Origin of the sequence: Xanthomonas sp. DAR 34887, from assembly GCF_041245805.1 — a bacterium.
GTDB lineage: Bacteria > Pseudomonadota > Gammaproteobacteria > Xanthomonadales > Xanthomonadaceae > Xanthomonas_A > Xanthomonas_A tesorieronis.
The window spans coordinates 3,596,364-3,610,699 of the sequence record NZ_CP162490.1 but is presented as its reverse complement, the minus strand read 5'-3'; the positions used below and the strand labels follow the sequence as shown (position 1 = coordinate 3,610,699).

General features: G+C 69.5%; 7 protein-coding genes. 3 read left to right on the top strand and 4 right to left on the bottom strand.

What is annotated here, in order from left to right; translation table 11 throughout:
• Window positions 1–283: 283 nt before the first annotated feature.
• Window positions 284–1,744 carry an MATE family efflux transporter gene (locus AB3X08_RS15140; RefSeq protein WP_369933575.1) on the bottom strand — a complete coding sequence of 487 codons (1,461 nt, stop codon included), beginning with the start codon at window positions 1,742–1,744 and terminating at the stop codon, window positions 284–286.
• A gap of 461 nt (window positions 1,745–2,205) precedes the next feature.
• On the opposite strand from AB3X08_RS15140, the gene AB3X08_RS15135 reads away from it, so the two are divergent.
• Window positions 2,206–2,613, top strand: coding sequence for an RNA-binding S4 domain-containing protein (locus AB3X08_RS15135; RefSeq protein WP_369933573.1), 408 nt, complete (start codon window positions 2,206–2,208; stop codon window positions 2,611–2,613).
• Window positions 2,614–3,384: 771 nt separating this feature from the next.
• Here the strand turns inward: AB3X08_RS15135 and katG are convergent.
• Together katG and AB3X08_RS15125 are read right to left on the bottom strand one after the other, a co-directional pair.
• Window positions 3,385–5,637: a catalase/peroxidase HPI gene (gene katG, locus AB3X08_RS15130; protein WP_369933571.1), complete on the bottom strand. Its 2,253-nt coding sequence runs from the start codon at window positions 5,635–5,637 to the stop codon at window positions 3,385–3,387.
• A gap of 313 nt (window positions 5,638–5,950) precedes the next feature.
• Window positions 5,951–9,256, bottom strand: coding sequence for an AAA family ATPase (locus AB3X08_RS15125; protein ID WP_369933569.1), 3,306 nt, complete (start codon window positions 9,254–9,256; stop codon window positions 5,951–5,953).
• Between the two features lie 447 nt (window positions 9,257–9,703).
• Here AB3X08_RS15125 and AB3X08_RS15120 point away from each other — a divergent pair, with 447 nt between their 5' ends.
• Both AB3X08_RS15120 and AB3X08_RS15115 read left to right on the top strand, forming a co-directional pair.
• Window positions 9,704–10,399, top strand: a complete 696-nt coding sequence (locus AB3X08_RS15120; RefSeq protein ID WP_369933567.1) for a helix-turn-helix transcriptional regulator — start codon at window positions 9,704–9,706, stop codon at window positions 10,397–10,399.
• A gap of 58 nt (window positions 10,400–10,457) precedes the next feature.
• Window positions 10,458–11,114, top strand: coding sequence for a glutathione S-transferase family protein (locus AB3X08_RS15115; protein ID WP_369933565.1), 657 nt, complete (start codon window positions 10,458–10,460; stop codon window positions 11,112–11,114).
• A 311-nt stretch (window positions 11,115–11,425) separates the two neighbouring features.
• On the opposite strand, the gene mutS is transcribed toward AB3X08_RS15115, so the two are convergent.
• Entirely contained in the window at window positions 11,426–14,038 is a 2,613-nt protein-coding gene (gene mutS, locus AB3X08_RS15110; RefSeq protein ID WP_369933563.1) for a DNA mismatch repair protein MutS, read from the bottom strand.
• Window positions 14,039–14,336: the final 298 nt, after the last annotated feature.

Below are 14,336 nucleotides of genomic sequence, written 5' to 3'. Positions count from 1 at the left end.
CAGCGACTTCGGTCGCTGCCGCGACGGCCGCCTTCGGGCGGCCGTTTGCGTTTGTGGATGGCCGGTGCGCGCGGCATGGGGTTTTGCGCTGGACGTCGGTGTCGGTGTTTCCGCCAAGGTCACGCGCAACAAGCCTCTGTAGGAGCGGCTTCAGCCGCGACCGGGAGCCGGGCCGGCATCAAGCTGTATCAGGCGTTTGGTGGCGAGCGGCTTGCGGGGACGTCCGGTCGCGGCTGAAGCCGCTCCTACAGGGGGGCTGGTTGCATCGCCGCAGTCCAGGCGATCAGCGTGCCGGATCCTGCGCGGTCGCCACGTCGGCGACCGGGGCCGGCGGCTGCGCGGGCACTTCCGCCGGCTGCGCCAGCGTGTCCGGGTGCGATGGCGCCAGCATCCGCGCCTTGCGCCAGTTGCCCCAGCGGTAATAGGCCAGCGACAAGGCCATCGCACAGATCGAACTGGTCGGGAAGCTCCACCACACCGCGTCGGCGCCGAACTGCGGCTGCAGCAACTGCGCGAACGGCACGCGCACGCCCCACAGCGCCAGCGCCAGGATCAGCAGCGGCGGGAGCACCGCGCCGGTGGCGCGGACCACGCCGGAGATCACGAAGGTCACGCCGAAGAACAGGAACGACCACACCGCGATGTGGTTGAGGTGGCGCGCGATCTCCAGCGCCTCGCTGTGCGGCGGCAGGAACAGCACCAGGGTCCAGCGGTCGAGCAGGATCAGCGGCGCGATCAGCGCGCCGGTCAGCAGGAAGTTGAACAGCACGCCCTTGCGCGCGGTCGCCGCGACCCGGTCCCAGCGCTGCGCGCCGACGTTCTGCGCGGCCATCGACGAGCAGGCCGCGCCGATCGCCATCGCCGGCATCTGCACGTAGGTCCACAGCTGCATCGCGGCGCCGTAGGCCGCCGAGGTATCGGTGCCGTAGCCGTTGACCATCGAGATCATCACGATCATCGCCAGCGAGATCAGCACCATCTGCAGGCCCATCGGCACGCCCTTGACCACCAGCGCGCGCAGGATCGTCGGGTCGATGCGGAACATCCGCGCATCCTGCCGGCCCAGCCACAGCACATGGCGCTTGTGTCGCAGGTACAGCAGCAGGCCGCTCAGGGCGATGCCCTGGGCGATCAGCGTGGCCCAGGCGGCGCCGGCGATGCCCAGCTTCGGGAACGGGCCCAGGCCGAACAGCAGCAGCGGATTGAAGCCGATGTCCAGCGCCACCGACAGCAGCAGGAAGCGGAACGGGGTGCGCGAGTCGCCGGTGCCGCGCAGCGCCGCCGACAGGAACGCGAACGCGTACAGCAGCGGCATCGCCAGGAAGATCACCCGCAGGTAGGCTTCGGCCAGCGGCAGCGAGGCGGCCGGGGTGCCCATCGCCGCGAGCAGATGCCGCGCCAGCCACCAGCCGCCGGCCGCGATCAGCACCGAGATGCCGATGAAGAAGGTGGCGCTGGTGCCCATCACCCGCCGCGCCTGGACGATATCGCCGCGGCCCATCGCCTGGCCGATCAGGATGGTGGCGGCCATGCCGATGCCGAACACCGAGCCGATCAGGAAGAACATGATGCTGTTGGCGTTGGCCGCCGCGGTCAGCGCGGCCTCGCCGAGGTAGTGGCCCACCCAGATCGCATTGACCGAACCGTTCAGCGACTGCGCGATGTTGCCGGCCAGGATCGGCAACGCGAACAGCAGCAATTGCCGGCCGATCGGGCCTTCGGTGAGGGTGGCGGGCTTGGCCATCGCATGCCTGCGGGACGGGAGCGGGGAGCCGCGCACACTAGCACCTGCATGCGCTGCCAGGGGAGGCAACGGATGGCAGATGTGGTGCGGTGGCAAACGCCCTAGACTGGATGGGTCGGCGTGGATGTGCGGCCTTGCGGCGACGCCGTAGGTCCGGGCGCAGGATGCCGCTGCGGAACCGATGCGAGGACTTGCAATGCCGCGCTCGCGCCGCAATCTGCAGTGGACCGGATGCAGCGCGCCGGCGGCCGGAGTGGGCCGGTAGCGCCGATGCCGCGCGCCGAGGCGATGCCAACCTGTCGCGGGTGAAGCCCGACGCCGTGCCGGCGCGAACCGCCGCGGGATTCCGCGAGGCGCTGACGGCCCGGCGTTCGGCGGCGCCGTCATCCGCAACCGTCGCTGCAGTGGTCCTGCGAGCGGCACGACGATCAACAGATGCAGGTGGGATGTCCCTCAGCACGATGAATGAATCGCTAGCGCAACCGAATGCCGTCCGGCTGGATGTCTGGCTATGGGCCGCACGCTTCTTCAAGACCCGCAGCGTGGCCAAGCAGGCGGTGGAAACCGGCAAGGTCGACGTGGCCGGGCAGCGTCCGAAACCCTCGCGCGCGGTACGCGTGGGCGAGCAGTTGCGCGTGGAGCGCGGCGAGGAGGTGTTCGAGATCCAGGTGCTGGCGCTCAGCGACGACCGCGGCCCGGCTAGCGTCGCGCAGACGCTGTACCAGGAGAGCGACGCCTCGCGCGCGCGGCGCGCGCAGCAACGCGCGCAACGCAGCGCCGAGCGCACCGGCTACCAGGCCCCGGACAGCAAGCCGGACAAGCGCGCACGGCGCCTGATCCGCGCGCTGGGCGATCTGGACGCGCTGTAGCGTTGGGCGGGGTGGTCGGTCCGACAACGCTGCTTCTGTGTCCATTGCCCTTCGTCGTTATCGCCGGGTGGGCTTCCCCAGGCATCGTGCAGTCGGGACTGAAGTCCCTCCCACAGTGCAACCAGCCAGCATGCCGCGGAGCCCGTGTAGGAGCGGCTTCAGCCGCGACGAACGAAGCGGCGAAGTCTGCCGGTGTCGGAGAGTGTCGGGACTGAAGTCCCTCCCACAATGCACCCAGCCAGCATGCCGCGGAGCCCGTGTAGGAGCGGCTTCAGCCGCGACGAACGTAGCGGCGAAGTCTGCCGGTGTCGGAGAGTGTCGGGACTGAAGTCTCTCCCACAGTGCGCCCAGCCAGCATGCCGCGGAGCCCGTGTAGGAGCGGCTTCAGCCGCGACGAACGAAGCCGCGAAGTCTGCCGGTGTCGGAGAGTGTCGGGACTGAAGTCCCTCCCACAATGCACCCAGCCGACCTGCCGCAGATCCCGTGTGGGAGCGACTTCAGTCGCGACGAACGAAGCGGTGAACCTGTCGTTGTTGCAGGGTGTCGGGAACGTGATTTGAGGCCACCCCGAATCACTTCCACCACCCAGCTTCGCATCAGCCATATCGCCGCGATATTCCATGTCACGCCGCTCACGCAAAAACGCCCCGGCAGGCCAGGGCGTTTTCCCGTGTCACAAAGCGCAACAACCACAGCCACCACCTGCTCCGAAGCATCCGGTCAGGCGCAACCGATCGGCAGCCTGCCCGACATGCCAGGCAGGCGCCGACCTCAGGCCGCCAGATCGAAACGATCCAGCTGCATCACCTTGCTCCACGCGGCGACGAAGTCGCGCACGAACTTCTCCTGCCCGTCGGCGCTGGCATACACCTCGGCCAGCGCCCGCAGGATCGCGTTGGAACCGAACACCAGATCCACGCGCGTGCCGGTCCATTTCTGCTCGCCGGTGGCGCGGTCGTGGCCCGCGTACAGCTCCCTGGTATCCGACGTCGCCTTCCACTCGATGCCCATGTCCAGCAGGTTGGCGAAGAAGTCGTTGCTCAGCGTGTCGGCGCGCTCGGTGAACACGCCGTGCGCCGACTGCCCGACATTGGTGCCGAGCACGCGCAAGCCGCCGATCAGCACGGTCATCTCCGGCGCGGTCAGGGTCAGCAGCTGCGCCTTGTCGATCAGCAGCGCTTCGGCGGAGACCGCGTAGCGGCGCTTGCTGTAGTTGCGGAAGCCGTCTGCAATCGGCTCGAGCACCGCGAACGACTCGACGTCGGTCTGCGCCTGCGTGGCATCCATGCGCCCCGGCACGAACGGCACGGTCAGCGTCTGCCCCGCGTTCTTCGCGGCCTGCTCGACGGCGGCCGCGCCGCCGAGCACGATCAGGTCGGCCAGCGAGATCTTCTTGCCGCCGCTCTGCGCGCCGTTGAACTGCGCCTGGATGCGCTCCAGCACGGACAGGACCTGCGCCAGCTGCGCGGGCTGGTTGACCTCCCAATCCTTCTGCGGGGCCAGGCGGATGCGCGCGCCGTTGGCACCGCCGCGCTTGTCCGAGCCGCGGAAGGTGGAGGCCGAGGCCCAGGCCGTCGCGACCAGTTGGGCGATGCTCAGGCCCGAACCGAGCAGCGTCTGCTTCAGCGCGGCGATGTCCTGCGCATCGACCAGCGCGTGGTCCAGCGCGGGAATCGGATCCTGCCAGACCAGTTCTTCGGCTGGCACTTCGGAACCCAGGTAGCGCGCGCGGGGCCCCATGTCGCGATGGGTCAGCTTGAACCAGGCGCGGGCGAAGGCATCGGCGAACTGCTCGGGGTGCTCCAGGAAGCGGCGCGAGATCGCGGCGTAGGCCGGGTCGAAGCGTAGCGCCAGGTCGGTGGTGAGCATGGTCGGCAGGCGCTTCTTCGACGGGTCGTGCGCGTCGGGAATCACCGCCTCGGCGTTCTTGGCCACCCACTGGTGCGCGCCGGCCGGGCTCTTGCTCAGCTCCCACTCGAACTTGAACAGGTGTTCGAAGAAATCGTTGCTCCACTGCGCCGGGGTGGTGGTCCAGGTGACCTCCAGGCCGCTGGTGATGGTGTCGCCGCCCTTGCCGCTGCCGAAGCTGTTGTGCCAGCCCAGGCCCTGCGCGGCCAGGTCGCTGGCTTCCGGTTCGGCGCCGACGTGGTCGGACGGGCCGGCGCCGTGGGTCTTGCCGAAGGTGTGGCCGCCGGCGATCAGCGCGACCGTCTCTTCGTCGTTCATCGCCATGCGCGCAAAGGTATCGCGGATGTCCTTGGCGGCGAGCAGCGGATCGGGATTGCCGTCGGGGCCTTCCGGATTGACGTAGATCAGGCCCATCTGCACCGCGGCCAGCGGGTTCTCCAGGTTGCGCGAGTGCACGTCGCCATCGGCATCGTCGTCGGAGACCAGCACGCCGCCGGCCTTGTCCACGCCCTCCGAGCCACGCGCATAACGCACATCGCCGCCCAGCCAGGTGGTCTCGCGGCCCCAGTACACGTCTTGGTCCGGCTCCCAGGTGTCTTCGCGGCCGCCGGCGAAACCGAAGGTCTTGAAGCCCATCGATTCCAGCGCGACGTTGCCGGTGAGGATCATCAGATCGGCCCAGGAAATCGCCTGCCCGTACTTCTGCTTGATCGGCCACAGCAGGCGCCGCGCCTTGTCCAGGCTGACATTGTCCGGCCAGCTGTTGAGCGGGGCGAAGCGTTGCTGGCCGCGGCCACCGCCGCCGCGGCCGTCGGCGGTGCGGTAGGTGCCGGCGCTATGCCAGGCCATGCGGATGAACAGCGGGCCGTAATGGCCGAAATCGGCCGGCCACCAGTCCTGCGAATCGGTCATCAGCGCGTGCAGGTCCCGCTTCAGCGCCTGCAGGTCGAGCGCCTTGAAGGCCTTGGCGTAATCGAAGGTCTCGCCCAGCGGGTTGGATTTGGACGAATGCTGGCTGAGCAGATCCACGCGCAACTGCTTGGGCCACCAATCCTTGTTGGTGGTGCCTTCAGCGACGGCGCTGTGGTTGAACGGGCATTTGGCTTCGGTGTTCATCGGTCTCTACCTTCTACGTGCGCAAGGACATGCCTGTGGGCCGGGCGATTGCTGGGAAAGGGGTTGGGTGTCGTCGGAAGCGCGTTCGCGGCTATGCAGGCGTCGACGCAATGCGGAGGAGGCGATCATCGGGCTGGCGCATGGCGGGCTCGGGCGGGCTTCGGTAGATGCAGGCTATCGGCAAGTGAATTGCTTATAAAATTGATTGATCGAAATGATTCGATAGGGAAGGGCAATCGCGGCGGGCGCGCCGATCATGGGGCAGGCCGCGCGCGTTGTCTGGGAGCGGCGTGCGCAGCTGCCGCCGTAAGACTCAGGCGTTGGGCATCACGTCGAAATCGCCGCCCAGCACGCGCTCCAGCCGGCCGCTGCGCCAGCCGCGCACGCTGTCGCGCACCAGCGCCGCCGGCGCGATGCGGTAGCGCCGGCACACGCGCAGTTCGTCGTCGGCCTCCGCCGCCCGCCTGGGCTGTCCGGGCAGGTCGGGCGCGACCCGCACCTGCGCGCTGAGCCGGCGCAGCGCCGGCTCGTCGGCATCCTGTTCCTGCACGTGCAGGCCGGTCTCCGGTTGCAGCAGGTCCAGCGCGCCGAAGCCGGCGATCGCCAGCCAGGCGCGTCCCTGCTCGGGATCCTGCACCAGCACCTCCACGCGCATGTTGCGTTGCGCCGCCCAGGCCAGATACATCTGCAGCAACTGCTGCCACCAGCGCCGCGCGTCGGCGGGATGCCGGTGCAGTTCGCTGGCGCCGATGCGCAGGTCCAACAGTGCGTCCTGCGGGCGTTGCTCCTGCAGCGCGTCGCTGGCCAGCTGCAACAGCCACAGCAGCTGCGCCAGGCGGGCGACGAATTCGCCGTCGCGCTGCGCGCCATCGAGCCGCGCGCGCATGCGGACCGCACTGTCCAGTGCGCTCTCGATGCGGTCGCGGCGTTCGATCCGGTCCAGCACCTGGAAGCGGTTGGGCTGCGACCAGAAATCGGCTTCGCCCATGCTGGCGAAATCCGCTTCTCGCGCCAGCCGCCAGGCGCTGGCGGCATGGGTGTCGTGCAGGGCCTGCAGCGCCGCATCCAGGCGCATCGGCACCGCGCCGCCGCTGCTTGGCGCGTAGACGAGGTCGCGCAGATCCGTCGGCAGCGAAGGGGCGGCGGCGGCGCCCGCCTCGGGCATGGAGGTGGGGGCGTCGGGGGCGATGAACCGTACGTCGAGGCGATCGCCGGCGCCGCGCACGAACAGGAACTGGTCGCCTTCCGGCGCGCGCTGTTCGACGATGCTGCGCGCCAGCGGCGCGAGCAGGTGCTGCTCGATCGCGCGGCGCAGCGGGCGCGCGCCCAGGTCCGGGGTGAAACCGCGATCGAGCAGGAATTCGATCGCCGACGGCTCCCATTCCACCGCCCAGGCGCGGTTGCGCAGGCCGCGCCGGGTCAGCGTGCGATCCAGCTCCTTGTGCAGGATTTCCCGCATCAGCGCGCGATCCAGCGGGTTGAACAGCACCACGCGGTCGAGCCGGTTGATGAACTCGCGGCGGAAGGTGTCGTACACGGCCTTCTCCACCGCGCTGCGCGAATAGCCGCCTGCGACGGTGGCGAAGCCGGGGCCGGCGCCGCGGGCGAGGGTGGCGCCGACGTTGCTGGTCAGGATGATGATGCTGTGGCGGAAGTCGGCGGTGTTGCCGTTGCGATCGCTCAACCGCGCGTCGTCGAATACCTGCAGGAACAGGTCCCAGACCTTGGGGTGGGCTTTCTCGAACTCGTCCAGCAACACCACCGAGAACGGCTGCTCGCGGATCCGCGCGATCAGCGTGCGCTGGCCGGCGCTGTCGTCGCCGGTGAGCCGCGACAGCGCGTCCTCGCCCTGGAATTCGCTCATGTCCAGGCGCAGCAGGCGCTCGGCGTTGCCGAACAGCAACTCGCCCAGCGCCTTGGCCAGTTCGGTCTTGCCGGTGCCGGTGGGGCCGGCGAACAGGAACACGCCGATCGGGCGATGGCTGTCGACCAGGCCGGCCTTGAGCATGGCGATGCGGTCGAGCAGGGTTTCCACCGCTTCGTCCTGGCCGAGCACGCGCTGGCGGAAGAACCGGCGCAGCGCGTCCAGTTCCAGCCGCTGGCGATCGTCGATCACTTCCAGCGGCAGGCCGCTGCGCTTGGCCACGGCCTGCAGCAGCGCATCGTCGTCGAGCGGCAGGCGCGGCGTCTCGGTGCCGGTCGCGGCCTGCAAGGTCTCGTCCAGCAGCTGCAGCAGCCGTCCTGGCTCGTGCTGCTCGGGGAAATACTGCGCGGCCATGCGTTCGGCTTCGGCCAGGGTGCGCGTGTCGATCACGTCCGCCTGCAGCGTCTGCCGTTGCGCCTGTGCCCACTGTTCGCCGATCTGCGCCAGCGCGGCGGGTGTGGCCGGCGCCAGCGTGACCACTTCGAAGCGCGAGCGCAGCGCCGGCCGCGCCACCTGCAATTGGGCCAGCTGCCGCGGCGTGATTTCGCCGATCAGGCGCAGCTCGCCGCGCTCCAGCGCCGGCAGCACCAGGTCGAGGATGCCGCGCGGGTCGCGCGAGTGCGAGCCTTTGTGCAGCAGGTCGTAGAAGTCGGGCGCGCGCCACAGCGCGCGTTCGCGATGCAGCACCGCCAGCATTTCGCGGATGCGGCCTTCCAGCTCGCCGATGTAGCTCTGCCCGGCGAGGATCTCCGCCGCCGAGGCCTCGAACACGCGCCAGCCTTCGGCCAGCAGGCGTTCGCTGAGCAGATCGATCAGCACGCTCTTGCCGACGCCGTGTTCGCCGACCAGCAGCACCGGCTGCGGCGGCGAGGCCACCAGTTGTTCGTAGGTGCGCTGCAGCGCCGTGTCCAGGGCGGGGTGGCGCAGGCGCAGGCGTGGCGGCAGCGTGGCGACGACGCGGCCGAAACCGCCCAGCACGCGCTGCTCGCGGCGCTGCCGGCGCGCCTCCTGCACGCGTTGCAGGAACGGCTCCAGCACCGGTTCCTTGAACTGGCCGAGGGTGTCGGCCAGCTTGCCCAACGCCTCGTCGTCCAGTCCGTCGAAGTCCACCGCGCGGTCCGATGCCGCTGCCGCCTTGTCCGCCGCCCAGTGCAGATAGCTGCGCAGGCGCTGCCGGAACGGCACGAACCCCCACCACCATTCGCGCGCCTGGCGCAGCACGACGTGCAGGTGATCGGCATCGGGCAGCGTCTGCAGGTAGTCGAGCACGAAGTTCAGCGGATACGAGCCCAGCTGCGGCAGCCGTTCCAACACCGCTTCCGGATCGCTGCGGTGGCGCTGCGGCAGCGCCACGGCCGCCATCGACGGCAGCACGTAGCCAGGGCCGCCGAGCGCTTCGAGCACCGCCTGGTCGGAGAACTCCTGGCTGGCCAGCAGCGTCGCGCCTTGCTGGAACTGCGGGATGCGCAGCAGGTCGGCCGGACTCTGGATCTGCTCGTCCAGCGCTTCCACCTGCTGGCGCAACTGCTGCACGTGCTCGGCCGGCGTGTCCCCGGGCGGTGGTTCGGCCACGGTCTGCGGTTGCGGTTCGGGTGCGGCCTGCGGCGTCTGCGGTTCGGCCGATCCGGCCTGTTTGACCACGTGCAGCAGCAGGGCGCCCACGACGACGCCGATCACGAACAGGTAGATCTCCACGCAAGACTCCTTCAGTGCCTGCCGCTACGGTTGGAAGCTGCTATGTCGCGGTGTTGGACGACGGTTCGGGGATCGGACGCGGCCGCATCGAGCGCCGTGCCCGGCCGCGCCGATCGCGCTGTGGTGACTTGCTGACATCCCGACATGCGTTGCCTCTCTTCCTTGTCCTGAGCGTGTCCACCCCCGTGCGGCTGGTTCAATCGCTGCGCACCGATCTGCGCCTGCGTCGGCGATGCGGCAGGCGCGGCTTGGCGAGTATAGGGGCGCGTGTTTCGGCTGGGCTACAGCCATGGCCGCACTTGGTCGACAGCATTGACCGCTTGCGCGCCGGTGGATTGCCGCGCGCCGGTCCGATGCCGTGGATGCAATCGCGCGCCCGGAACAGCGAGAGCAGGATTCATGCGCGGCACCGAGCAGCCGGCAGGCAAAGCCCACTATCCTGTCGCGATGACCATCCGTGCGACCCGTTTGCTGCATCTGCTCGACGCCCTGCGCGGACGGCGCCGGCCGGTGGCCGGTGCGCAGCTCGCCACCGCGCTGGGCGTCAGCCTGCGCACGCTGTACCGCGATATCGCCACCTTGCGCGCGCAGGGCGCCGACATCCTCGGCGATCCCGGCGTCGGCTACGTGCTGCGTCCCGGCTTCCTGCTGCCGGCGCTGAACTTCACCGAGGACGAACTGGAGGCGTTGACCCTGGGTGCGCGCTGGGTGGCGCGCCAGGCCGATCCGGAACTGGCGCAGGCGGCGCAGCGCGCGGTGGCGCGGATCACCGCCACGCTGCCCGGCACGCTGCGCGCATCGATCGAGACCAGCGGGCTGCTGGTGCCTGCGGCCGATGCCACGCAGCCGCCCGCGCCGTGGCTGCCGGTTCTGCGGCGCGGCATCCGGCTCGAACACGTGCTGCGGATGGACTACGCCGATGCCGATGGCGCGGCGTCGCAACGGCGGGTCTGGCCGTTCGCGATGGCGTTCCTCGGTGGCTACGGCATGATCGCCGCGTGGTGTGAACTGCGTGGCGACTTTCGCCATTTCCGCGCCGACCGGGTGCGCGCCCTGGCCGACGACGGCGAGCGCTATCCGTCGCGCCGGCATCTGCTGATCAAGCGGTGGCGCGCTGCCACCGGCTACGGTGGCGACTACTGACAGCGGTTGTCAGCAGGGCACCGCCAGACTGCAGGCTGTTCACCACGGAAGTCTGCCCATGTCCAACCAGATCGTGCTTTACACCCACCCGCTGTCGCGCGGCCGCCTGGCCCGCTGGATGCTCGAGGAAACCGGCCTGCCGTACGAGGCGGTGATCCTCGATTACGGCACCATGATGAAGACGCCCGAGTATCTGGCGATCAACCCGATGGGAAAGGTGCCGGCCCTGACCCACGGCAGCGCGGTGGTCACCGAGAACGTGGCCATCTGCGCCTACCTGGCCGACCTGGTGCCGGAGCGGCAATTGGCGCCGCCGCCGGGGTCGCCGGCGCGGGCCGACTACTATCGCTGGCTGGCGTTCCTGACCGGCCCGGTCGAGTCCCTGCTCACCGCCAAGGAAGCCGGGGCGCTGGCACCGGCGCGCAGTGCCGGCTACGGCAACGAGGCCGACCTGCTGCGCACGCTGGAGCAGGCAGTCGCCGGGCGCGAGCATCTGGTCGGCGACCGTTTCAGCGCGGCCGACCTGTACGCGACAGGGGTGCTCGGGTTCTATCTGCGCACCGGCGTGCTCGAACCGCGTCCGGCGTTCGCCGCCTTCGTCCAGCGCCATCTCGCGCGCCCCGCGGCGTTGCGGGCCAAGGCGCTGGACGATGCGCTGGTCGCGGCGTACCCCAATCCGGACATGCCGGCGAGCGTGGCGCCGGCTGCCGTCTAGCGAAATGCGGTCTAGTGGGGCGTATGTTGCGCCGCCGGACCCTCACCCCAACCTCTCTCTCCCACGGGGACTTCCTTCGGTCGCCGGGGGGAGAGGGCTAGCGGCTGTTCCTTCTCCCGTCGGGACCATGGCCTCCTTTTCGGGGGAAGGTGCCCCGAAGGGGCGGATGAGGGTACGGGCGCAGCCTCGTGCACCCAACTCCGCGGGTCGCTTCGCGCCGCACCCTCACCCCAACCCCAACCCCAACCCCTCTCTCCCACAGGGACTTCCTTCGGTCGCCGAGGGGAGAGGGGCTAAAGCGGCAGGCCGCGCTACAGCAGCGACTTGAGCCGGTACAGCGCTTCCAGCGCCTGCTTGGGCGTCAGCTCGTCCGGATCCAGCGCGGCCAGCGCGTCCTGCGCCGCCGACGGCGCGGCGGCGAACAGGCCGAACTGCTGCGGCGCGTCCAGCGCCTGCGGCGCCATTTGCGAGGCGTGGCTCTCGCCGCCGCGTTGTTCCAGTTCCGCCAGCCGCCGCCGTGCCTGCGCGACCGTGCTCTTCGGCAAGCCCGCCAGCGCGGCCACCTGCAGCCCGAAACTGCGATTGGCCGGGCCGTCCTTGACCGCGTGCATGAACACCAGTCTGTCGCCGTGCTCGACCGCGTCCAGGTGCACGTTGGCGATGCCGCTGGCGCCGCCTCCGACCGACTCGTCGGCCAGCGCGGTCAGCTCGAAATAATGCGTGGCGAACAAGGTATAGCAGCGGTTGTGGTGGGCCAGGTGGCGCGCCACTGCATCGGCCAATGCCAGGCCGTCGTAGGTCGAGGTGCCGCGGCCGATCTCGTCCATCAACACCAGCGACTGCGCGCTGGCGTGGTGCAGGATGTAGCTGGTCTCGGCCATTTCGACCATAAAGGTGGACTGGCCGCGCGCCAGGTCGTCGCCGGCGCCGATGCGGGTCAGGATGCGGTCGATCGGGCCGATCACCGCACGCGTGGCCGGCACATAGCTGCCGATGTGCGCCAGCAACACGATCAACGCATTCTGGCGCATGTAGGTGGATTTACCGCCCATGTTCGGGCCGGTGATCACCAGCATGCGCCGGTCCGGATGCAGATCCAGGTCGTTGGGTTCAAATGGCTGCTCGCGCACCGCTTCCACCACCGGATGGCGGCCGCGTTCGATGCGCAGGCAGGGCGCGGTGTCCAGTTCCGGCTGCGCCCAGTCCAGCGCCTGCGCGCGCTCGGCGAAGCCGGCCAGCACGTCCAGTTCGCTGAGCGCGGCAGCGGCGCGCTTGAGCGGTTCCAGGCACTCGCCCAGCGTGTCCAGCAGCGCTTCGTACAGCAGCTTCTCGCGCGATAGCGCGCGTTCGCGCGCCGACAGCACCTTGTCCTCGAAGTTCTTCAATTCCTCGGTGATGTAGCGCTCGGCGTTGGTCAGCGTCTGCCGCCGCGTGTAGTGCACCGGCGCCTTGTCCGCCTGGCCCTTGCTGATCTCGATGTAATAGCCGTGCACGCGGTTGTAGCCGACCTTCAGCGTGGCGATGCCGCTGCTGGCGCGCTCGCGCGCCTCCAGGTCGATCAGGAACTGGTCGGCATGCGTGCTGAGCCGGCGCAGTTCGTCCAGCTCGGCGTCGTAGTCGGCGGCGATGACGCCGCCGTCGCTGAGCTTGAGCGGCGGCTGCTCGGCGATCGCCGAGGCCAGCAGGTGCGCGATCTCGTCGTGCTGTCCCAGTTCCGCGGCCAGCGCGGCCAGTCGCGGCGAATCCAGCGGCGCCAGGATCGTGCGCACCGTCGGCAACAGGCCCAGGCCGTCGCGCAGCGTGGAAAAATCGCGCGGGCGCGCCGAGCGCAGCGCGACCCGGGTGAGGATGCGCTCGATGTCGCCTAGCGCGCGGAACGCATCGCGCAGGTCGGCATCGGCGCCGCGATCGATCAGCGTGCCGACCGCGTGGTGGCGTTGCACCAGCACCTCGCGCAGGCGCAGCGGGCGGTGCAGCCAGCGCCGCAGCAGGCGCCCGCCCATCGGCGTGACCGTGCTGTCGAGCACGCCGAGCAAGGTGTTGCGGGTGTCGCCGTCCACCCGCGTGTCCAGTTCCAGGTGGCGGCGCGTGGCGGCGTTCATCGCGATCGCCTCGGCCGCGGTCTCCATCGCGATCGCGGTCAGGTGCGGCAGGCGCTGCTTCTGCGTTTCTTCCACGTAGCCGAGCAGGGCGCCGGCGGCGGCGGTGGCGCGCGGCTTATCGTCGATGCCGAAGCCGCTGAGGTCGTGCAGCTGGAAGAAGGCGAGCAACTGGCGGCGGCCGCTGTCGGCGTCGAACAGCCACGGCGCGCGGCGGCGCACGCCGCGGCGTTCGCGCAGGAATTCCGGCCACTGGTCTTCATCGGGCACCAGCAGTTCGGCCGGCTCCAGTCGCGCCAGTTCCGCTTCCAGCGCGTCCTCGCTGTCCACCTCGTTGACCAGGAAACGGCCACCGGCCAGATCGGCCCAGGCCAGGCCATAGCCGTGCTTGTTGCGCGCGATCGCCATCAGCAAGGTGTCGCGGCGCTCGTCCAGCAAGGCCTCGTCGGTGACGGTGCCGGGGGTGACGATGCGCACCACCTTGCGCTCGACCAGGCCCTTGGCCAGCGCCGGATCGCCGATCTGCTCGCAGATCGCCACCGACTCGCCCAGCGCCACGAGCCGCGCCAGGTAGCCCTCGTAGGCATGCACCGGCACCCCGGCCATCGGGATCGGCGCGCCGCCGGAACTGCCGCGCTGGGTCAGGGTGATGTCCAGCAGGCGCGCGGCCTTGCGCGCGTCGTCGTAGAACAGCTCGTAGAAATCGCCCATGCGGAAGAACAGCAGCAGGTCCGGGTATTCGGACTTGGCAGCGAAAAACTGTTTCATCAGCGGGGTGTGCTCCGCTGCGCTTCCAGGAGCTTGGGTTTTTTCTCGATTCTGCATCTGATTCAGTGACTTAATGAATTTCGGGGTGGCGGACGGTGGACAAGTATGGACGGGTGCCGCCGACAAATGACAGCGTGGCGCGGCGCCGGCCCGGTGCATGGCCTATGCGGCAGCTGCCGATCCGATTTGGAACTCGGGTGCCGCACCGTTTCTGCGTAACTGCAGAAAGGCCAATCGGAAGACAGGAAATGTCCGGTTCGGGCGCGCAACATGCAACGCCGAGTCCGCGCCAGGTGCGGTCGAGTCGTCTGGCGTCAGCTGCAAGTGTCCGTGAAAACGGGGATTAGCGACAGCG